Source organism: Mycolicibacterium hippocampi (assembly GCF_010723735.1).
Lineage (GTDB): Bacteria > Actinomycetota > Actinomycetes > Mycobacteriales > Mycobacteriaceae > Mycobacterium > Mycobacterium hippocampi.
Genome location: NZ_BLLB01000002.1, coordinates 4555592 through 4576590 on the forward strand (window position 1 = coordinate 4555592; position 20999 = coordinate 4576590).

A 20999-nucleotide genomic window follows, 5' to 3' on the forward strand; every position below is an offset into this window, starting at 1 on the left:
CGAGGGCTTCGTTTTTGTGTCCGGGCTTAACTACTCCCGAACTTGTTATGGTCTCGCCCCGAGCGATCCCCAGAGGAACCATCTCGGTGCCGGTCTGAATGATGGCTGGACTGTCTGCGCCGCACAGCAGGTAGCGGTGGTCGCGCTCGTCGAAGTCTTCATCCGGGTGGCCGACCACGGGTTGTTAAGCCGGTCACCCGCAGCCAGTATCCCACATCCCGACAGCGGCTCCGAGGAGGCTGACGCAATCCGCGGTCAACCCGTGCCGCGCGGGCCTATCGGCCGGGGAACCAGAGGTCGATCTCACGAACGGCCGAATCCGGCGAATCAGAGCCGTGGACCAGGTTGTACTGCGTCTCCAACCCCAGGTCACCACGGATCGTGCCGGGTGTGGCCTTCTCGACGGGATCGGTCCCGCCGGCCAGTTGCCGGAAGGCCGCGACCGCGCGCGGCCCTTCGAGGATCGCGGCCACCACCGGACCTGAGGTGATGAACTCCAGCAGCGACGGGAAGAAGGGCTTCCCCTCGTGCTCGGCGTAATGCGCACGAGCCAGCTCGTCGCTCACGTTCTTCAGTTCCAGGGCTGCGATGGTGAGGCCTTTGCCTTCGATTCGGCTGAGGATCTCTCCGATGAGGCGGCGCTCAACACCGTCGGGCTTGATCAATACGAGGGTCCGCTCAGTCACGGCCGACAGCCTAGCCGGACGACGATCAAGCGGCGAGGAACGAGTCCGCTCGATTACGTTCGAACATGCGGACTTGACCCTCACGCGACGTGAGGCACCACCCTGATCGACGTGACGCAGGAGACGCAGGTGGACGAACTCACCGTGGGCGAAGTCGCGGAGCGATTCGGCATCACGGTGCGGACGCTTCACCACTATGACCACATCGGGTTGCTGACCCCCAGCCGGCGCACCGCCGCGGGTTACCGGGTTTACACGCCGTCGGACCTGAGGCGCCTGTCCCAAGTCATCGTCTACCGCAGGCTCGAGTTACCTCTTGATGAGATCGCGCGCCTGCTGGACGACGGCAACGAGGTCAGCCACCTGATTCGGCAGCGCGAACGCGTCATGTCACGGCTCGATGAGATGAAGGACCTCATCGAGGCAATCGATCACGCATTGGAGAAGGCAATGACGAACACCCCCATGACCGACGACGACATGCGCGAACTCTTCGGTCACGGTTTCGACGACTATCAAGCAGAGGCCGAGCAGAAGTGGGGCGAGACCGCCGAATGGAAGGAATCACAGCGCAGGGCGAAGTCCTACGGCAAGGACGAATGGATCCAGATCAAGGCCGAGGGAGCAGCAGTCGAGAAGGCCTTGTCCGACGCCTTCCGCGCTGGACTGCCGCCCGACTCCGAAGAGGCGATGACTGCGGCTGAGCAACACCGGCTTCACGTGAATCGCTGGTTCTACGACTGCCCGCCGGACTTCCACCGCAATCTCGGGGACATGTACGTGAGCGATCCCAGATACGTCGCAACCTACGACGAATCATTCGGGCTTCCCGGCCTCGCGGCCTACTGCCGCGAGGCGATCCACGCAAACGCGGACCGATGTGGCCACTGACGTTTCGGCGCAAGGCACATGGCGTGACCCTGCGCAGTTGCGGATCTAGCCGGGTGGTTGCTGCCCGGGGAGGAGACCACGCTTCTGTCGGCGCAGCACCTCTGCCCGCAGGTAGACGAGCAGCAGCCAGACCACCGCGAACAGCAGCCCGATGAAGCCCAGCCCCGGGTAGATCAGCCACCCGCCGATCAGCGGTACCTGCACTCCGAGATTGGCCCAGATCGCCCAGGAGCGGCCCTGGACACCGGACATCAGGACCAGAAGCACCGCGAAGCCGATGATGTAGGCCATCGAGCCGGTCGACAACCCGCCCCCGACGGCGCTCACCACGGGTAATGCCAGCAGCACGACGATGGCCTCGAGGATCAGGACCCCGGCCATGATCCCGCGGAAGCTCTTCCACGGGTCCGGGGCCCCCTGGCCGACAGCGGTGGGGTCTGGCGGCGGGGGTTGTGCGCTCACGCCGGATCCCTGCCGAACAGGGTGCGCGCCGCGCCGGCGGTCACCACCGAGCCGGTGATGACGACGCCCACTCCCCCCATGCCGCCGGCCCCGTCGTCAGCGTTGCCCGACTCCTCGACGAGGGCGGTGGCCGTCTCGATGGCGTCCGGCAGGGTGTTCGCGGAGATGACGCGCTCCGGACCGAACCGCTCCTCGGCCTTGAGCGCCAGTGCTTCGACCTCCAGTGCCCGCGGCGAACCGTTGTGGGTGACCACGATCTGGTCCAACACCGGTTCGAGCGCGGCCAGGATGCCGTCGGCGTCCTTGTCGGCCATCACGGACACGACGCCCACCAGGAACCGGAAGTCGAACTCCTCGCTCAATGCCTGAGCGAGCGCGGCCGCGCCAGCCGGGTTGTGGGCCGCATCGATGAAAACAGTTGGGGCGCTGCGCATCCGTTCCAGCCGGCCAGGCGAGGCCACGGCCGCGAACCCGGCGCGCACGGCGTCGATGTCGAGTTGTCGCTGAGCTCCGGCGCCGAAGAACGCCTCGACCGCCGCGAGGGCGAGGGCGGCGTTGTGCGCCTGATGCTCACCGTGCAGCGGAAGGAAGATCTCGGAGTACAGCCCGCCGAGGCCCTGCAATTCGAGCAGCTGGCCGCCGACGGCTACCTGCCTGCCGAGCACCGCGAACTCGGAGTCCTCGCGGGCGACCGCGGCGTCGGCACGCACCGCCTGCGCCAGCAGCACCTCCATCGCTTCCTGCGGCTGCCGGGCGATCACCGCGACCGTGTCGGTCGGTATCAGATCGTCTGCCTGTTTCGTGATGATGCCCGCCTTCTCACCGGCTATCTCGGTGACGGTCTCGCCGAGGTAGTCGACGTGGTCGACGCCGATCGGCGTGATGACCACCACGGGGGCATTGACGACGTTGGTGGCGTCCCAGCGGCCGCCGAGTCCCACTTCGACGACCGCCACGTCGATGGGCGCGTCAGCGAAAGCGGCGAAGGCCATCGCGGTGAGAACTTCGAACTTGCTCAACCGGGGGCCGTCCCCGGTGGCCTGGGACTGCTTGTCGACCAGTTCCACGAACGGCTCGATCTCGCGGTATGTGTCGACGTAGGTCGCCGGGCTGATCGGTTTGCCGTCGATCGCGATGCGCTCCACTGCCGACTGCAGGTGCGGGCTGGTCGTCCGCCCGGTGCGCCGGTGCAGTGCGGTCAGCAGTGCGTCGACCATCCTGGCGACCGAGGTCTTGCCGTTGGTTCCGCCGATGTGGATCGACGGGTAACCGCGTTGCGGCGACCCGAGCAACTCCAGCAGCGCCGAGATCCGAGCGGTGCTCGGCTCGATCCTGGTTTCCGGCCAGCGCTGATCGAGCAGGTGCTCGACCTGCAACAGTGAGGCGATCTCGTCCGGGGTGGGCTCGGGTTCGGGCTCGACAGTCATTGCGGCAGCGACTCGAGCCTGGAGGTGATGCGCTCCACTTCCTCGCGGGCGACCTGCTGACGAGCGCGGATCTTGTCGACGACCTCGACTGGCGCCTTGGCCAGGAACCCGTCGTTGCCGAGCTTGCCGGTGGTGCCGGCCAGCTCCTTCTGCGCGGCGGCCAGATCCTTTTCCAGCCTGCGCCGTTCGGCGCCGACGTCGACGGTTCCCGAGGTGTCGAGTTCGACGAGCACGGTGGCTCCGGACAACCTCACCTCCAGGGAGGCCGACGGGGTGAAATCGTCAGCCGGCGGGGTCAGCCAGGCCAGCGCCGTGACCGCCGGAACGTGGGCGTCGAGCCCGGCCGCGCTGATCTCGGAGAGTCGGGCCGGGACCTTCTGCCGGTCGCCGAGGCCCTGGTCGCTGCGGAACCTGCGGACCTCGGTGACCAACTTCTGCATGTCGGACACACGTTGGGCCGCAGCCTCATCGGTACCGAACCCGGAGGGCTCGGGCCAGTCGGCGACGACGATCGACTCACCCCCGGTCACCGCCTTCCACAGCACCTCGGTCACAAACGGCATCACCGGGTGAAGCAGCTTGAGCAGTGTGTCGAGCACGAAGGCGAGGACCGCAGTCGTGCGCGCGGCGGGTGTCTCTTCCTGCCCGAGTTGGACTTTCGCCAGCTCTACATACCAGTCGCAGAACTCGTCCCAGGCGAAGTGGTACAGCGCCTCGCAGGCCTTGCTGAACTCGTAGCTGTCCAACGCCGAATCCACTTCGGCCCGAACCTCTTCCAGCCGGCCGAGGATCCAGCGGTCGGCGTCGGTGAGCTCCGCAGCCGACGGCAGCGGAGCTGGGCTTGCCCCGTTGAGCAGCGCGAACCGGGTGGCGTTGAACAGCTTGGTGGCGAAGTTGCGCGACGCCCGGGCGTGATCCTCGCCGATGGCCAGATCGCCGCCGGGGCTGGCACCCCGGGCCAGGGTGAATCGCAATGCGTCCGCACCGAACTTCTCCACCCAGTCCAGTGGGTCGATGCCGTTGCCGCGGGACTTGCTCATCTTGCGACCGTGCTCGTCGCGGATCAGGCCGTGCAGGAACACGTTTTCGAAGGGAACCTGCGGGCCGCGGATTCCGTCGCCGGTGATCGCCGGGTCGTCGCCGACAAACGTGCCGAACATCATCATCCGTGCCACCCAGAAGAACAGGATGTCGTATCCGGTGACCAGCACCGTGGTCGGATAGAACTTCGCCAGCTCGGGGGTGCGCTCCGGCCAGCCCATCGTGGAGAACGGCCACAGCGCCGAGCTGAACCACGTGTCCAGCACGTCGGGGTCCTGCTCCCAGTCCTGCGGCGGTGTCTCGTCCGGGCCCACGCACACGGTTTCGCCGTTCGGCCCGTGCCAGATCGGGATGCGGTGTCCCCACCACAGCTGACGTGAGATGCACCAGTCGTGCATGTTGTCGACCCAGCCGAACCAACGGGGCTCCAGGCTGGCGGGATGGATCACGGTGTCGCCGTTGCGGACCGCGTCACCGGCGGCCTTGGCCAGCGATTCCACCTTGACCCACCACTGCAGGCTCAGGCGCGGCTCGATCGGTTCGCCGCTGCGTTCGGAGTGGCCGACGCTGTGCAGATAGGGCCGCTTCTCGGCGACGATCCGGCCCTGTTCGGCCAGCGCCTCGCGAATGGCCACGCGCGCTTCGAATCGATCCATGCCGTCGAATCGGGTTGCGGTGTCGACGATCCGGCCCCTGGTGTCGAGAATCGACGGCATCGGCAGCTGGTGCCGCAGGCCGATCTCGAAGTCGTTCGGGTCGTGGGCGGGCGTGACTTTCACCGCTCCGGTGCCGAACTCGGGATCGACGTGCTCGTCGGCGACGATCACCATGTCCCGGTCGAGGAACGGATGCGGCAGCGTCTGGCCCACCAGGTGGCGGTACCGCTGATCGTCGGGATGCACGGCGATCGCGGTGTCTCCGAGCATCGTCTCCATCCGGGTGGTGGCCACCACGATGTGCGGCTCGTCGTCGTTCATCGAGCCGTAGCGGAACGACACCAGTTCGCCTTCGACGTCCTCGTACTTGACCTCGAGGTCGGAGATCGCGGTCTCGAGCACCGGCGACCAGTTCACCAGCCGCTCGGCCTGATAGATCAGCCCGGCATCGAAGAGTCGTTTGAAGATCGTGCGGACCGCCCGCGAAAGACCCTCGTCCATGGTGAACCGGTCGCGACTCCAGTCCACGCCGTCGCCCAGGGCGCGCATCTGCCATCCGATGGTGCCGCCGGACTCCCGCTTCCAGTCCCACACCTTTTCGACGAACAGGTCGCGCCCGAAGTCCTCTTTCGTCTTGCCGTCGACAGCGAGTTGCTTCTCCACAACCGACTGGGTGGCGATCCCCGCGTGGTCCATCCCCGGTAGCCAGAGCACTTCGTAGCCCTGCATGCGCTTACGCCGGGTCAGGGCGTCCATCAGCGTGTGGTCGAGTGCGTGACCCATGTGCAGGTTGCCCGTGACGTTCGGTGGCGGCAACACGATCGAGTACGCGGGCTTGCCGCTGTCCGGGTCGGCACCGAAGTACCCGGAGTCGACCCAGCCCTGGTAGAGCGTGCTCTCCACTGCCCCCGGGTCCCATGATTTGGGAAGGGCGTCGATGGACGGACCCCCTTCGAGGCCGCTGCTGGCGATGGGCTGGGAACTGGCGGTCACCGAGCCATTCTAGGAAGACTCTGCAAGCGGGTCACCGCCCCACCGGTCAGGCCAGCCGCGACGTCTCCAGCGACACCCCGGCAGCCGGGAACCGCGCCAGCAACGCGTCACCCATGGCGGCCGCCGGCGTCAACACCCCCCGCAGGTCAGAGAGGTGCGCGCGGTCCAGCGCCAACGCCAGTCCGCTTTCACCCAGCAACACCGACGTCGCCTTGTAACCCGGGTCACCCCGCTGCGACATCCGCGCCAGGTAGCGGGCGCCGGTGGAGGTGGTGGTGTATGTCTCGACGGTGTAGTGGCCCTGTTCGCGGGCCCGCTCGCTGGGCCCGGTGCCCACCTTGGGCAGCACCCGCTCGAGCAGGCCGCGCGGCACCCGGTCGAGGAATCGACTGCCCAACCCCATGGTCGCGACGTTGCCACCGGTCGCCATCGCCGCGGCCAACGGGGCCACCACGGAACGTCCGACGCTCATCTGCTCCGCGTACTCGAACCGTCTGCCGTAGGCGTAGTCCAACAGCGCATTGGTTCGCCGGACGATGCGGGTGTTCGGGATTGCCATCGCGAACGCACCGACCCAGTAGCCGTCGAGCTCGGGCGCGATGTCACGCCCACGCCGCCATCGCGCGTCGGGCTGCGCGCCGAGTTCGGGCTCCGCCGCGCGGTCCGGTGTCAGCGTGTAGGGATCGTTGAGCAGCCGGCGCGCCTCGGGATCGGCGGAGGCTTCCCGGGCGAGCTCGGTCATCGACGCGACGGTGCCACCGGAGACACCGCCCGCGAAACGGCGAACCACGAAGTTGGTGTCGCCGAGCTGACCGGTGCCGTCGCGCTCGGCCTGACGGTACAGCGCGTACACCGTCAGATCCGAAGGGATGGAGTCGAACCCGCACGAGTGGACGATCCGTGCGCCGGTGTCGGTGGCCTGCTTGTGATAGAGATCGATGCCTTTGCGGATGAACAACGGCTCGCCGGTGAGATCGGCGTAGTCGGTGCCCGCAGCCGCACATGCCGCGACCAGTGGCAGGCCGTAGCGCAGGTAGGGCCCGACAGTGGTGATCACCACCCGGGTGCGGGCCGCCATCGCGTTGAGCGTGGCCGGTTGCGAGGCGTCGGCGGTGATCAGCGGCCACGATTGCGCCGCCTCCCCCAGCGAGTCACGCACGGCGAGCAGCCGGTCTGCCGAACGGCCTGCCAGCGCGACGCGTGCGCCGCCCGCCGCGGCGGCCAGATACTCGGCGGTCAGCTTGCCGACGAATCCGGTGGCACCGTAGACGACGACATCGAACTCGCGATCGGCTTCATTCTCCGGAGCGGTCATGGAGCCGACGCTACCCGAGCATCTCGGGCAACTCGACGTCCTGACCGAGCACATGTCTGGACAGGAAGCCTGTCACCACCTGGTACCAGATCTTGGCGTGCTGCGGGCTGAGCACCCAGTGGTTCTCCGAAGGGAAGTACAGGAAGCGGTGGACGGTCGCTCCATCGTCGCCGGCCGGCAGCGCCGATCGGCTCAGCAACTCGTACCACAATCGAAGGGCCTCGCCGATCGGCACCCGGTAGTCCTTGTCGCCGTGGATCACCAGCATCGGCGTGGCGATCTCCGAGACGAATCGGTGCGGTGAGTGCGCCGCCGCCATCTCGGGTGTCATCTCCCTGGCCCACCAGTACGCACCGTCGGTGGTCGAGCCGAACTGGTCGAGTGCCCACAGGCTCGCATGGGTGACGATCGCCGCGAATCGGTCGGTGTGCCCGGCGATCCAGTTGGCCATGTAGCCGCCGAACGAACCGCCCATCGCAGCGGTGCGGGTTGCGTCGACGCCGGGCTGTGCGCAGGCCGCGTCGGTGGCCGCGAGTAGATCGGTGTACGGCGCCGAACCCCATGCTCCCCAACCACGTTGGACGAATTCCTGGCCGTAGCCGGTTGACAGAGCCGGGTCGGGCAGCAGCACCGCGTAACCGCGGGCCACCATCACCCACGGGTTCCACCGCCAATGCCACGCATTCCAGCTCGCCAGCGGGCCGCCGTGGATCCACAACAGCAGTGGGGCCGGTGCGTCGTCGTCACTTCCGTGGGGGACCGCCAGCCAGGACCGCACCGCCTGCCCGTCGTCGGCGACCGCGGTCACCTCTGTCAGCGTGCCGGGCAGTTCGGGCCTCGGCAGGCACGGCAACTCGACCACCGTCCCGTCGGCGTCGATGCGCACCGGGTGCGGCGGGGTGGCGCAGGAACTGCGCAGCGCGAACAGCACCCCGCCGGGGGCGGAGCGTACGTCGGAGTAGGTGAAATCGTCAGCGACGATCGAACGCACCGCGCCGGAGGCCGGGTCGACGGCGAAGATCGGGCCGCGACCGTTGTCGTCTGCGGTCACGATCAGCGACGAACCGTCCGCCGACCATGTCACCGACGTCGGCCAGCGGTCCCAGTGCGTCGTCAGCTCGACCGGCTGCGCGCCGAAACGCAGCAGCCACAACGTTGTTCGCGGTGCATGATGCGACGTGGAGAACGTCTCCCGGGTGAAGGCCACCGACTGCCCGTCCGGGGAGATCGCCGGCAGTCCCAGATCGGCATCGGGGTCGTCGACGACGACGGAGCGCTGCGCGGTCGCCACGTCGATGCGGATCAGCGTGCTGCGGACCGCCGCTCCCGGCGCCGGCCGCTGCCAGGCCGCCACCACGAACGCACCGTCGCGGCTGAGATCGAAATCCGCGTGGCTCAAGGCGGCGCCGGCGTCCGGGGTCAGGTCGCGCCCGTCCGCGCCGAACAAGTGCGTGCGCTCGGGGCCGAGGTCCTGGTCCCAGTACCGGACCGGGTAACCGTCGTGCAGCACCGCCGAGACCTTGTTGTCCTTGCGGGCCGCCCGCAGTTGCTTGTCGTGGTCGGTGTCGGTCGCCGACGGAAACACCGAGGAGGCGATCACAACCGTGGCGGCGGCTTCAGCCGCCACCACTGCGTCGACACCACCGGGCAGCATGACGGCCTCGACCGCTTCGCCACCGGCCGTGGGCAACCGCCACAGCGATTTGGGTGGTTTGTCATCATCGGCGGTGGCCCTGGCGGCGAGGAACAGCAGATCTCCGTCTGCGGTGAAAGCCGGTGCCGACTCCCCTTTCTCGCCGTGGGTGATTCGGCGTGCCGGCTGCCGTCCACGCGGGTCGAGTTCCCACAGCGAGCTGACGAACTCGGTGCGCTTGGTGTTGAGGGCGGCGACGGTGGTGACGATCCTCGAGCCGTCCGCGGACACCGCAAGACCGGACATCCGCGGGAGGGCCAGGAAGTCGTCGAGGTCGCCGAAAGGGGCTGCGGATCCCGCGGTTGAGGTCATGCGCACTTCGTAACACACGCCACCAGATGACTTCACGCGGAATTAACGCGCCTTGACAGGTGGGACACATTCCCACAGTTAGCGTCAAGCCTCGTACACCGTCAGTACCTCGAGAACACTCCTGATAAACCCAGTGGCCAACCAGCCATCCCCAAATACCCAACGGTGGAGGTCCCCTTGACACCCGAAGTCGAGGACGCGATTGCGTCCATGGCGGCAGTCAACAACGAATTCTTCTATTGGATGTCCATCGCGTTGATGATGCTCATCCACGCGGGCTTCCTGGCCTACGAGATCGGTGCGTCGCGTTCGAAGAACGTCCTGGCCACCGCGATGAAGAACCTGCTGGCGTTCGCCACCATCATCGCGTCGTTCTTTTTTGTCGGCTGGTTCCTCTACAACGCCATGCCCACGGGGTTCATCGAGTTCAACGACGCAGCCAAGGCAGCTCTGCCGTGGAGCGACAACATGGGCCCGAACACTGACGACCCCGCGAGCGGCATTTTCTGGGGCGCGTTCGCGCTGTTCGCCGCCACCACCGGTTCGATCATGTCCGGGGCGGTACTCGAACGCATCCGGACCAGCGGCTTCCTGGTCCTGACCGTGTTCGTCGGCTCGGTGGTGTGGATCATCGGCGCGTCATGGGGGTGGCACGGCGCCGGCTGGATGTTGACCGAACTCGGTTTCCACGACGTCGGTGCGGCCGGTTGTGTGCACATGATCGCCGGCTTCGCCGCGCTGGGCATCCTGATCAACCTGGGGCCACGGATCGGCCGCTTCCTGCCTGATGGCACGCCGGTGACGATCCGCCCGCACAACCTGCCGTTGACCATGCTCGGGCTGTTCCTGATCTTCACCGGCTTCTTCGGCTTCCTGATGGGCTGCGTCATCTACGGCCCCGGCGGCTACGCCACCATCTACGGAAGCCCGACGACGTTGAGCGCCTTCGCTTTCAACACGTTGATGGGCCTGGCAGGCGGCATCATCGGTGCCTACCTGACCTCCCGCGGTGAGCCGTTCTGGACGATCTCGGGCGGGCTGGCGGGCGTGATCGCCGTCGCCGCCGGACTGGACCTGTACCACCCGGCGCTGACGTTCGTCATCGCGTTGGTGGGCGGCGGCCTGATCCCGTTCATCGGCAAACTGCTGGACAAGATGAAGATCGACGACGTGGTCGGTGCGGTCGCCGTGCACGGCGGTATGGGCTTCTACTCGCTGATCATGGCGGGCGTGTTCCTCGCCGGCTACCCCAACACCGACGGCAACCCGTCGATTTCCTTCTGGGGTCAGCTGATCGGTGCGGTCACCTTCGCCGCGCTGGGGTTCTTCCCCGCCTACCTGCTGTCGCTGGGGCTGAAGAAGGCCGGTCTGCTGCGGATTCCGCCGGAGGTGGAGTTGCAGGGTCTGGACCTGTCCGAGGTTCCGGCCACGCCTTACCCCGAGGGCATCCCGGTGACCGAGATGCGTTCCAGCAGCGGCACTGCGGTGCTCGTCCTCGGTGAGGAGGTGAAATAAATGTTCAGTCCGATCGACAGCTATGACGTTCCCGGCGTGGTGTTCACCTTCGGTGGCAACAGCTTCGGCACCTGGTTGTTCTTCATCCTCGCGGTGGCGCTCTTCGTCGGGTTCTTCGTCCGGATGATCCAGCACGAGAACCACGCCTACAAGGCCATCATCGAACACACGCCGGTCGAGAAGGGGCCGGTCGCGGAAGGCGAACCGCCGGTCTACTGACCTTGCGCGAGCTGGGGATACCTCCCGGGTCGCGAGCAGACACAAAGTCGCACGGATCCAATCGGATTCGTGCGACTTTGTGTCTGCTCGCCAGGGGCCCCGCTCGCCAGGGACCCCGTCAGCCTGCGTTGCGCAGCCACCGCACAGCGTGGTCGCGGAAGGCGATGATGCCCTTGTAGTCGGCCATGTCCTCGGGCAACTCGGCGAGCACCGTCGCTGCACGCTGACGCCACGCTTCCACCGCCGCCACATCGGCGAGCGGCAGCATGTAGGTGCGGATCAGAAAGCAGATCGATCCCGACTCGGGCAGCCGGATGAGGTGCTGCACCTCGACCCGCAGGTGCACCAGCCGCCCGAAATCCTCGTCCGGGACAGTCTGGATCATCGTCCGGTCCGGGCCCCATTCGTGGTATCGCTCGGTGGAGACATCGAGGCGACGGCCGATGGTCAGCGTCCAGTTGGTGCGCCGGTAGGTCTCGCCGGGCTGCAGCCGCATCAGGAACTCGCGGGCCCGGGTGATGACGCCGGACTCCCTGAGCCGGGGTACCGGACCGTGGATCTCCAGGAACGTCATACCCACGTCGAAACCGAAAGACCAGTCCGCTGCGAAGGTCACCACACCGGCATCACCGAAGAGGTCACCGTCGCGCTGGTCGAGCAGCACGATGTCCTCCTGCACCTGGCTCGCGATGTAGGCCAACGGTTCGGCGGGAAGCGTGGTCTCGTCCCCGACGACAAAATCCTGGGTCAGACCCAGCCGGTCGTTGCGCCAGTGCCACCCGGAGCCGCGGCGCTCCAACGACATGATCTCGGGGTACGCGGTGGCCATCTCGCGCATCAGCGTCAACATGGTGTCCCAGCAGGCAGGCCGCATGTGTGGCAGCACGGCGTAGCGGGTCGGATCGGCAGCCAGAACCGTGGCACGCTCGGCGAGTTCGTGCTCGTACTCACTGTCGATGTCGACGACGCGCTCCCCCCAGCGGCCCGCGGGGGTGTGCACTGCCGAGCCTGCCGGTTCCACGTTGGTGCTGTACCGGTAGCTGTCGGCGGCGAACGGGAACGGAAACGTCTCGATCAGGTCCGGCGCCGACAACAGTCCTTCAACATTCATTCGGTCACTCCGATCACAGGGCCAACTCCAAGGTTCCACCGCCGGCCCGGGACACACAGGCCATCATCGACTCACCCGATCGCTTCTCCTCGTCGCTGAGGAACAGATCGCGGTGGGTGATGACGCCACCGGCGACCGGGACACGACATTCGCCGCAGACTCCGCGCCGGCACAGGCTGGCCACGTCGTAACCGCGGCTCTCCAGCGCCTCCAGCAGCGACACCCCGGGGTCGACGGTGAACCCCTCGCCGCTCGAGCAGACCCGCACGGCGAACGGCTCTCCGGGATCCAGGGCGGCAGATCCGAAGTGTTCCATGTGGATTCGGCTGCCCGGCCAGCCCAGCTCGCCGGCGAGGGCAGAGACCGAGTCGATGAAAGACGCGGGCCCGCAGATGTAGAGGTGGGTGCCGATGGGCTGGTCGGCGAGCATGGTGACGAGCTCGTCGGTGAACTCGTCGCGGCGGGTGTGGACCGCGGCGTGGTCGGTGAGCGACAGCACGGTGTCGACGTAGGCCGGCCGCTCTGCGCGATGGATGTAGAGCAGCCGGGCGTCGCGGCCCCACAGCCGGGCGCTGCGCAGGTGCGACACCATCGGCGTGATTCCGATGCCCGCGGCCACCAGTAGGTGCCTGCGGGCGCGCAGCACCGGCGCGAATGCGCTACGAGGCGGGCGGGTGACCACGGTGTCACCCGCCGCCAGCTCGTCGTGGATCCAGCGCGATCCGCTGGATCCGGCCGCCGATTCCTCGCCACACCGCAACACCGAGATCACGTAGGCGTCCGGGGAGATGCCGTCCCCGGTCAGCGAATAGGCGTTGGCGGGGCGACCCGGACCGCCGCACTCCACGACGATGTGGCTCCCGGGCGGGAAGGAGGGCAGCGGTGCGCCGTCCGGATGGGTGAGCGTCAGCGTGCGGATACCGGCGATCGTGTCGTCGATGGCGGCGACGACCAGCTTCAGCGTGCTCACCGGGCGGTCTGCTCCTCGGCGTCGACCATGAACCCCAGATGTGCACCCTGCCTGCGTGAGACGTGGTAGTACACCAGCAGGTTGCGGCCGCACCCGCTGCACGCCAGGACGTCTTCGAGTTCGACGGCCGCAGAGGTGACAGTCCGGCAGTGCACGCACTGCACCGAACGCGACGCCACATCGGTCGAGGCCACCGTCATCTCGTCGTCGGCGATGCCCGTCTCCATCGCCAACGCGCGCACCTTCAGGCAGGCGTCTGCCGGCCCGGCGATCATCAGACGCCAGCCGACCCGCGCGTGGGCAAGGTCGGCCAGCAGCGCCGCACGCGCCGGCCCGTCGCCGTCCTGCTCGGCGATCTCGTGCACCCGTACCGCGGATACCCGCCCGCTCGCGGAGATCTGGTCGGACCACCCGCGCGCCACCTCGGCACCGGCTGGGCCGAAGGCGATGATGCTCCACTGCCGACCGGACAGGTCTGCGTCCGGCCGGGTGACGGCGGTGGTCCAGGCGGGCACGCTGGTCAGCTCGAGGGCGGGTCCCATGAAACCTCCGGTGTACACCTGCAGTTGACTCGGTTGCCCTTCAGGAAACCAGGCTCGCGTTTCGTGGATGTGACCTGGCTGTCTCGTCTGTTTGACGTGTCCCCGAACCGGTCGCCGCCGACGGATACAGTCGGCGGATGCCCGCCCACATCACGGTGATCGGCGCCGGTATCGCCGGGTTGGCCACGGCCGTCGCGCTGCACCGTGCCGGACACGACGTGACGGTGATCGAGCAACGCACCGACACGACCACCGGCGCGGGCATCAGCATCTGGCCCAACGCGCTGGCCGCCCTCGACGAGATCGGGCTTGGCGATGCCGTGCGGCGCGCAGGTGGCCGGGTGACCGGCGGCGCGATCCGCTGGCGGGACGGCACCTCACTGCGCCGCCCGTCAGCGCAGCGAATCGTGGACGCCCTCGGTGAACCACTCGTGGTGGTGCGGCGCAGCGCGCTGACCGACATCCTGCGCGGCGCGTTACCCGCCCAGGCGGTGCGGACCGGGGTCAGCGCGACCGGGCTGACCATCGGCGAACACTCGGTGCGGCTGACGCTGTCCGATTCCCGGAACTTCGAGGTGGACGCGGTGATCGGCGCCGACGGTGTCAACTCGATGGTGGCGTGCGTCCTCAACGGACCGCTGTCCAGCCGCTACGTGGGATACACCGCATGGCGTGGGGTGGCCGCCCATCGACTGGACCCGGCGCTGGCCGGCGAGACCATGGGAGCAGGGGTCGAGGTCGGGCATGTGCCGCTGGGGCCTGACCACACCTACTGGTTCGCCACCGAGAGGCTGCCCCAGGGTTTCGCCGCCCCCGGCGGGGACCACGCTTATCTCGCGCAGAAGCTGGCCTCGTGGGCCGACCCGATACCGCGGTTGATCGCCTCCACGGATGCCGCGGATCTGCTGCGCAACGATCTGTTCGATCGGGCCCAGCCCGAGCGCTGGTCACAAGGCGCTGCGGTGCTCGTCGGTGACGCCGCCCATCCGATGCGTCCCCACCTAGGGCAGGGCGGGTGCCAGGCGCTCGAGGACGCGGCGATCCTCGCCCGGTTCATCACCCTGTCCGCCGACCTACCCACCGCCTTCGACCGGTTCGGCCGCTTCCGCAGACGGCGGGTCCGTCCGCTGGTGCGGGAGTCGGCGACGATCGGCAGGATCGTGAACCTTCGTCCGTCGTTCCTCAGCGGTGCCGCCAGTCGGGCCACGGCGCTGATTCCCGAACGCGTGGTGACAGCCCACCTGGCGTCGATCGCGGCCCGGTCGGCTTATGTCCCGCCTACCGCAGCTGACGCCGCGCGCTGAACGCAGCCGGCTCTCAGCGCGCCGAGCGCGGCGTCGTCAACGCGGTGCACATCTTGCGCAGGTCGAGCAGGCCACCGAAGACCGAGGTCGGCATGCCCGCGCACCCGTTCGCCTTCACGGGGACGGTGCGAGGGGCCGGAGCAGCGGGAGTGGTGGGCGCGTTGCCCCACACCTGAGCCGCCATTCCCTTGGCGCCGCACTTCGGCCAGGCCTTGATGCCCTGGGTCCGCAGGACGTTCTCGGCGACGCGGATCTGCTCGGACCGGGACGCGGTCGCAGGGTTGCCCACACCGCCATTGGAGGACCAGGTCGCCGGCTTGAACTGCAGGCCGCCGTAGTGACCGTTGCCGGTGTTGATCGACCAGTTCCCGCCGGACTCGCACTGGGCGATCGCGTCCCAGTTGACGGTGTCGGCGTGCGCGGTGGCGGCGGAGCCGTCGAGTGTCATCGGGATGACAGCGAGCGCTCCGGAGATCGCGGTGGCCATCAGGCCTTTGGTGACAACCTTACGAATGTTCATCTCTGCGGTCCTTCCCCGACCGTTGTGACTCAAGGCCCGCAAGTGAAGTGGTGGCGCGTTCTCACGCTGCGGTTATCCGGTCTGTCGGGTGATGCACATCACCTGTTACGCAGGAGACGAAAGTTTTAGTAGTTGCTTATCTGACGTAAGAGACCCCTGAGAAGAAAGGGGCGGCGCCGGCGTCTGCCGGCACCGCCTCTTTCCCAGGTGTGTACGGCGTCAGCCGCGTCCACCGCAGGTCGGCCATGCGCCGATGCCCTGCGTCTGCAGCACGTTCTCGGCCACCCGGATCTGCTCTTCACGGCTGGCGTGGTGGGGCGAACCCGAGCCACCGTTCGACTTCCAGGTGCCCATCGCGAACTGCAGGCCGCCGTAGTAGCCGTTACCGGTGTTGATCGACCAGTTGCCGCCCGACTCGCATGCCGCCACGGCATCCCAGTTGACGCTGTCCGCATTGGCGGTACCGGTCGCCAGGACCATCGGCGCCACAGTGAGCGCTCCGGCGATGGTGGCCAGACCAAACGTCTTGCGGATGTTCTTCAACTTCGATCCTTTCGGCAAGCGCGCGCCATCACCGCCCGCGCATGGGCGGGCACGGTGCCTGGAAGCCAGGCGGTGTTGTCGGGTCGCGCCGTCTCGGTCGGGCACAACAGGGGGGCGGCAGTCACCTCGCCGGAGTCTCGGACCCGGCGACCCAGCGGAGGCTGATCGCCTCCCGCAGGCCCCACGCACGCAGGTTCGTGGTTTTGAGTTATTTGCTCCGTAGAAGCTGTTTGGGACCGTACAAAGCGTTTTGCGCAAAGTCATATCGAGTAACGACGTGTCGCAGGCAGATAACGGAACGATCACAACCGCATTGCTCGGTTGTTCGTGCAGGTCAACTCGGGGTTTGTCGCCGGCGTAGAAACCGGCCCGATCCCGCGTGCACGTGAGTCAGATCACCAGCATTTTGTGAGCTGGGACACGGTTTGGGTGACGGGGACCGCGGTGAGCGGAGTCGACTGGCACAGAAGAGCATCGCCCACGCGCCGGCAGCAGTTTTCGGTTCGCTGTGCCGGCCGCCGACGTGGCGGTCAACAGCGGACCTTAGTTACGCTGCGCCACAATCGATTCGGACAAACAGCAGCCTCCGCGCAAGCCCGGAACACCGCCACCTTCGAGCAGTGTTCCACCTGAGCGACAACATGTTTCGCGGTACCACTGTGCCGAGCATCCACCCCAGGCGTCGGCAGGTGAGCCATATCGCGGCGGCGGCGACCAGGCTTTTCGGGTCGACCGACGCCGAATTCGGTTCCCTCTAATCGTTTTCGTCGGATTCACGGATCAACACCGTTGCGGGACAGGCTGTTTTGTCCGCTCAGGTGCAACAGCCACCGTAGACCGATTCAGATCGGCCGTTCGCATATCACAAAATTGTCTGTATGAATTCAGTGGCATGAATTCGAGAAGTTCGTGTGCAAATTCGGCGCCACCCCATCACTGAATTTGCTAGACCAATCGCGGGGGCATCACGGCGTCCAGATCGGCCATCGTGTTGACGTTGGCCAGGGCGGGCTGTTCGGGCATCACGATCCGTTGGGTGTCGACGGAGACCACAAGCGCGCGCATGCTTCGCTCCCCCGCGCCGACGAGTGCCTCGATCGTGGAGAACAGCGCGGTGCGGTAGATACCGGCCAGGTAGTGGTCGCGGCCGTCCCACGGCAGCACCACATCGGCGCCCAGCCGTTCGGCCGGTCCGGCGAGAGTGTCGATCAGCTCGGTGGTCAGCTCGGGCATGTCCACCGCACAGACGAACGCGTGCTCGAAACCGGCCTCCGCTGCGGCACGCAACCCCCGGCCGGCGGCGAGCAGCGGCCCCACGCCGCGTACCTCGTCGCGAAGCACCAGTGCCGGGAGGTCGGGCAGCCCCTGACCGGGCGCGGCGATGACGTAGACCGGGGCACACCGCATGGTCACGATCGAGACCACCCGTTCGACCAGCGTGGTCGGGCCGGCGGCGCCCTCGAAAGGCAACGTGGCCTTGTCCCGACCCATCCGCCGGGACGCACCACCTGCGAGTACCACGGCGGCCAACGGCAGCGACGATGTCACATCGGTGACGTTAGCGCACCGTGCCGACCGTCAGTCAGTCAACGGTCCAGGTGTCCTTGCCGCGCAGAAGCGATTGCAGCGCGGCCGTGTCGTGGGCTTTGGCATCACGCGCCGCGGCCAGCTGCTGCCGGGCCGCGTCGTCGTAGGTCGGCTTGCTCACCTGACGGAAGGTGCCCATCACCATGTGGTCCAGGTTCTGCTCGGACAGCCGCGACAATGCGAACGCATATGCCGGGTCCTCGAGCTGCGCGTCGTGGACCACGATCTGGTCGGCCGACACATCGGCGGTCTTGGCGACCTCGAGACCGTAGCCGGACTTCACCACGCAGTATTCGCCGTCGGCCCCGAAGATGATCGGCTCGCCGTGGCTGAGGTTGATCAGCCGCTCCTCGGCGCCTTCCTTGCGCAGCGCGTCGAACGAGCCGTCGTTGAAGATCGGGCAGTCCTGCATGATCTCGACCAGCGCCGCGCCGCGGTGGGCGGCGGCGCCGCGCAGCACCTCGGACAGACCCTTGCGGTCGGAGTCCATGGCACGGCCGACGAACGTCGCCTCGGCGCCCAGGGCCAGCGACACCGGGTTGAACGGGTAGTCCAGCGAGCCCATCGGGGTGGACTTGGTGACCTTGCCGACCTCGGAGGTGGGCGAGTACTGGCCCTTGGTCAACCCGTAGATCCGGTTGTTGAACAACAGGATCGTGATGTTGATGTTGCGTCGCAGCGCGTGGATGAGGTGGTTGCCACCGATCGAGAGGGCGTCGCCGTCACCGGTGACCACCCAGACCGACAGGTCTTCGCGGGCCAGTGCAAGCCCGGTCGCGATGGTCGGCGCCCGGCCGTGGATCGAGTGGAAGCCATAGGTTTCCAGGTAGTAGGGAAAGCGGCTCGAGCAACCGATTCCGCTGACGAACGCGATGTTCTCGCGACGCAGACCCAACTCGGGCAGGAAGTTGCGGATGGTGTTGAGGATGACGTAGTCACCGCAACCCGGGCACCAACGAACCTCCTGGTCGCTGGTGAAATCCTTGGACTTCTGCGGTTGGTCCGTCGTCGGCACCAGGCTGGTCTTGGACAGACCGCCGGGGGTCAATCCCAGATCGCTTCCTACCAGGTCAGTCATGCGTTCGCTCCCACACCAGTTGCGTCGTCGGCCACTGCGGCCGGGTCCTCGATGGTGGCCGCCGCCAGCCTGGCGAACTTCGCCTTCTCGAGTTCTTTCTCGCCCAGGGTTCCGTCGAGCGCGGCCTCGATGATGCCCTCGACCTCGTCGGCGAGAAACGCCATGCCCTCGACCTTGGTCACCGACTGGATATCCACCAGATACTTGCCGCGCAGCAGCAGCGCCAGCTGCCCGAGATTCATCTCCGGCAACACCACGGTGGAGTACTTCGCCAGCACGTCACCGACATTGGCCGGGAACGGGTTGAGGTTGCGCAGATGTGCCTGGGCGACCTTGATGCCCTTTCGCCGGGCGCGCCGGCAGGCCTCACCGATGGGTCCGTAGCTGCTGCCCCAGCCGAGCATCAGCAGCTCGGCCTCGCCGCTGGGATCGTCGACCTCGAGGTCGGGGACCTTGATGCCGGCAACCTTCTCCTGACGCAGCCGGACCATCAGGTCGTGGTTCTTGGGCTCGTAGGAGATGTTGCCCGAACCGTTGGCCGCCTCGAGGCCACCGATTCGATGCTCCAGACCGGGAGTGCCGGGAATCGCGAACTGCCGGGCCAGGGTTTCGGGGTCGCGCGCGTAGGGCGCGAACGGCTCACCCGTCTTGGCGAAGGTGTGCACGATGGGCTCATAGCTGGTCACATCGGGGATCCGCCACGGTTCTGAACCGTTGGCGATGGCGCCATCGGACAGGATCATCACCGGGGTGTGATAGTGCACCGCGATGCGGGCGGCCTCCATGGCGATGTCGAAGCAATCCGACGGTGACCGCGGCGCCAGCACGGCCACCGGTGATTCACCGTTGCGCCCGAACAGCGCCTGGAGCAGGTCGGCCTGCTCGGTCTTGGTGGGCAGACCGGTCGACGGTCCGCCGCGCTGCACGTCGATGACGATCAGGGGCAGCTCGGTCATCACGGCCAGCCCGATCGCCTCGGACTTCAGCGAGATGCCCGGCCCCGAAGTGCTGGTGACACCGAGCGCACCGCCGTAGGAGGCACCGATGGCCGCACCGATACCGGCGATCTCGTCCTCGGCCTGGAACGTCAGGACGTGAAAGTTCTTGTGCTTGGACAGCTCGTGCAGGATGTCGGAGGCCGGGGTGATCGGGTAGGTGCCCAGCACCACCTGGATGTCACTGAGATGGCCTGCGGACACCAGCCCGTAGGCCAGCGCGGTGTTGCCCGAGATCTGCCGGTACTCGCCGGTCTTGAGCTTGGCCGGCGACACCTCGTAGGTGGTCGCGAAGGCTTCCGTGGTCTCACCGAAGTACCAGCCGGCCTTCAGCGCCAGCACGTTGGCCTCGGCGATGTCGGGCTTGCGGGCGAACTTCTCCCGGATGAACGACTCGCTGTGTTCGAGTTCGCGCCCGTACATCCACGACAGCAGGCCGAGCGCGAACATGTTCTTGGCGCGCTGGCCGTCTTTCTTGGTGGCCCCGATGGATTCCACCGCGCCCAGCGTCAGCGTGGTCATCGGGACGGCCTGCACCACGTAGTCGGACAGCTCGTCGGTCTCCAACGGATTGGCGCTGTACCCGACCTTGGCCAGGTTGCGCTTGGTGAACTCGTCGGAGTTGGCGATGATCAGACCGCCGTGGGGCAGGTCGGAGACGTTGGCCTTCAGCGCGGCCGGGTTCATCGCGACCAGGACGTCGGGGCGGTCCCCAGCGGTCAGGATGTCGTAATCGGCGATCTGGATCTGGAACGAGGAGACACCGGGCAGAGTGCCCTGCGGCGCACGGATCTCGGCAGGGTAATTCGGTTGCGTCGCAAGGTCGTTACCGAACAGCGCAGCTTCCGACGTGAACCGGTCACCGGTGAGCTGCATGCCGTCGCCGGAGTCACCGGCGAAGCGGATGACGACCTTCTCGAGCTTCTGCCGCGGGGCGGGATTTGTCGCGGCGCCGTCGCCGTTGACTGTGCCGTTCTGACCCACGACCCTGCCTTTCGAAATCTACTCGGGCTGCGCCGCTGCAAGTCGCAGAGCGGGCTGCGACTTCATGACGCACCGTCGAACAAGTTGTACCCAAATGTTTCTGTCACCGGGAGTACCGATTATTGCACTTCTCTTAGGCTGGCCTGAACAGGGCA

General features: G+C 67.0%; 18 protein-coding genes. 4 read left to right on the forward strand and 14 right to left on the reverse strand.

The genetic code is table 11. From position 1 onward, the window contains the following. Nucleotides 1–275: 275 nt before the first annotated feature. Nucleotides 276–686, reverse strand: a complete 411-nt coding sequence (gene ndk, locus G6N53_RS22905) for a nucleoside-diphosphate kinase (protein ID WP_159234901.1) — start codon at nucleotides 684–686, stop codon at nucleotides 276–278. A 129-nt stretch (nucleotides 687–815) separates the two neighbouring features. On the opposite strand from ndk, the gene G6N53_RS22910 reads away from it, so the two are divergent. Beyond that, complete coding sequence (locus tag G6N53_RS22910; protein ID WP_163896267.1) at nucleotides 816–1577, forward strand: MerR family transcriptional regulator; 762 nt, start codon at nucleotides 816–818, stop codon at nucleotides 1575–1577. Nucleotides 1578–1622: 45 nt separating this feature from the next. Here the strand turns inward: G6N53_RS22910 and G6N53_RS22915 are convergent, their stop codons facing one another. The 5 genes from G6N53_RS22915 to G6N53_RS22935 form a co-directional block, all read right to left on the reverse strand. After that, nucleotides 1623–1958, reverse strand: a complete 336-nt coding sequence (locus tag G6N53_RS22915) for a DUF4233 domain-containing protein (RefSeq protein ID WP_163896268.1) — start codon at nucleotides 1956–1958, stop codon at nucleotides 1623–1625. A gap of 77 nt (nucleotides 1959–2035) precedes the next feature. Then, complete coding sequence (gene folC, locus G6N53_RS22920) at nucleotides 2036–3466, reverse strand: bifunctional tetrahydrofolate synthase/dihydrofolate synthase (protein WP_163892572.1); 1431 nt, start codon at nucleotides 3464–3466, stop codon at nucleotides 2036–2038. Then, on the reverse strand, nucleotides 3463–6156 hold the full coding sequence (locus G6N53_RS22925; RefSeq protein WP_237166617.1) for a valine--tRNA ligase: 2694 nt from the start codon (nucleotides 6154–6156) through the stop codon (nucleotides 3463–3465). Before G6N53_RS22925 ends, folC begins: the two co-directional genes overlap by 4 nt. A 46-nt stretch (nucleotides 6157–6202) precedes the next feature. Further along, nucleotides 6203–7471, reverse strand: coding sequence for a saccharopine dehydrogenase family protein (locus tag G6N53_RS22930; protein ID WP_163892575.1), 1269 nt, complete (start codon nucleotides 7469–7471; stop codon nucleotides 6203–6205). A 10-nt stretch (nucleotides 7472–7481) separates the two neighbouring features. Continuing rightward, nucleotides 7482–9476: a S9 family peptidase gene (locus G6N53_RS22935; RefSeq protein WP_163892578.1), complete on the reverse strand. Its 1995-nt coding sequence runs from the start codon at nucleotides 9474–9476 to the stop codon at nucleotides 7482–7484. 177 nt (nucleotides 9477–9653) lie between these two features. Between G6N53_RS22935 and G6N53_RS22940 the strand changes: the two genes are divergently transcribed. Both G6N53_RS22940 and G6N53_RS22945 read left to right on the forward strand, forming a co-directional pair. After that, complete coding sequence (locus tag G6N53_RS22940) at nucleotides 9654–10991, forward strand: ammonium transporter (protein WP_163892582.1); 1338 nt, start codon at nucleotides 9654–9656, stop codon at nucleotides 10989–10991. Next, nucleotides 10992–11210 (forward strand): hypothetical protein, encoded by a 219-nt coding sequence (locus G6N53_RS22945; RefSeq protein ID WP_163892586.1) that lies wholly within the window; start codon nucleotides 10992–10994, stop codon nucleotides 11208–11210. Between the two features lie 118 nt (nucleotides 11211–11328). Here G6N53_RS22945 and G6N53_RS22950 read toward each other — a convergent pair whose 3' ends face one another. From G6N53_RS22950 to G6N53_RS22960, 3 genes are read right to left on the reverse strand one after another with little or no spacing between them, the layout of a single operon-like run. Then, nucleotides 11329–12306, reverse strand: coding sequence for a heme-dependent oxidative N-demethylase family protein (locus G6N53_RS22950; protein ID WP_163896273.1), 978 nt, complete (start codon nucleotides 12304–12306; stop codon nucleotides 11329–11331). A 28-nt stretch (nucleotides 12307–12334) separates the two neighbouring features. Beyond that, a complete protein-coding gene (locus G6N53_RS22955) occupies nucleotides 12335–13291 on the reverse strand; it encodes a PDR/VanB family oxidoreductase (RefSeq protein ID WP_163892589.1) in 957 nt (318 codons plus the stop codon). Then, nucleotides 13288–13833, reverse strand: coding sequence for a dimethylamine monooxygenase subunit DmmA family protein (locus G6N53_RS22960; RefSeq protein WP_163892592.1), 546 nt, complete (start codon nucleotides 13831–13833; stop codon nucleotides 13288–13290). Before G6N53_RS22960 ends, G6N53_RS22955 begins: the two co-directional genes overlap by 4 nt. A gap of 137 nt (nucleotides 13834–13970) precedes the next feature. Between G6N53_RS22960 and G6N53_RS22965 the strand changes: the two genes are divergently transcribed. Next, the gene (locus tag G6N53_RS22965) at nucleotides 13971–15137 is read left to right on the forward strand and encodes an FAD-dependent oxidoreductase (protein WP_163892597.1); all 1167 of its coding nucleotides are present in this window, start codon (nucleotides 13971–13973) and stop codon (nucleotides 15135–15137) included. 13 nt (nucleotides 15138–15150) lie between these two features. Here the strand turns inward: G6N53_RS22965 and G6N53_RS22970 are convergent, their stop codons facing one another. From G6N53_RS22970 to G6N53_RS22990, 5 genes are all read right to left on the reverse strand, one after another. Beyond that, on the reverse strand, nucleotides 15151–15657 hold the full coding sequence (locus G6N53_RS22970; protein ID WP_163892603.1) for a transglycosylase family protein: 507 nt from the start codon (nucleotides 15655–15657) through the stop codon (nucleotides 15151–15153). Between the two features lie 219 nt (nucleotides 15658–15876). Beyond that, on the reverse strand, nucleotides 15877–16200 hold the full coding sequence (locus G6N53_RS22975) for a transglycosylase family protein (RefSeq protein ID WP_163892606.1): 324 nt from the start codon (nucleotides 16198–16200) through the stop codon (nucleotides 15877–15879). A 945-nt stretch (nucleotides 16201–17145) separates the two neighbouring features. Next, entirely contained in the window at nucleotides 17146–17748 is a 603-nt protein-coding gene (gene mobA, locus G6N53_RS22980) for a molybdenum cofactor guanylyltransferase (protein ID WP_163892609.1), read from the reverse strand. 34 nt (nucleotides 17749–17782) lie between these two features. Further along, on the reverse strand, nucleotides 17783–18865 hold the full coding sequence (locus G6N53_RS22985; protein ID WP_163892612.1) for a 2-oxoacid:ferredoxin oxidoreductase subunit beta: 1083 nt from the start codon (nucleotides 18863–18865) through the stop codon (nucleotides 17783–17785). Continuing rightward, nucleotides 18862–20844 carry a 2-oxoacid:acceptor oxidoreductase subunit alpha gene (locus G6N53_RS22990; protein ID WP_163892616.1) on the reverse strand — a complete coding sequence of 661 codons (1983 nt, stop codon included), beginning with the start codon at nucleotides 20842–20844 and terminating at the stop codon, nucleotides 18862–18864. Before G6N53_RS22990 ends, G6N53_RS22985 begins: the two co-directional genes overlap by 4 nt. Nucleotides 20845–20999: the final 155 nt, after the last annotated feature.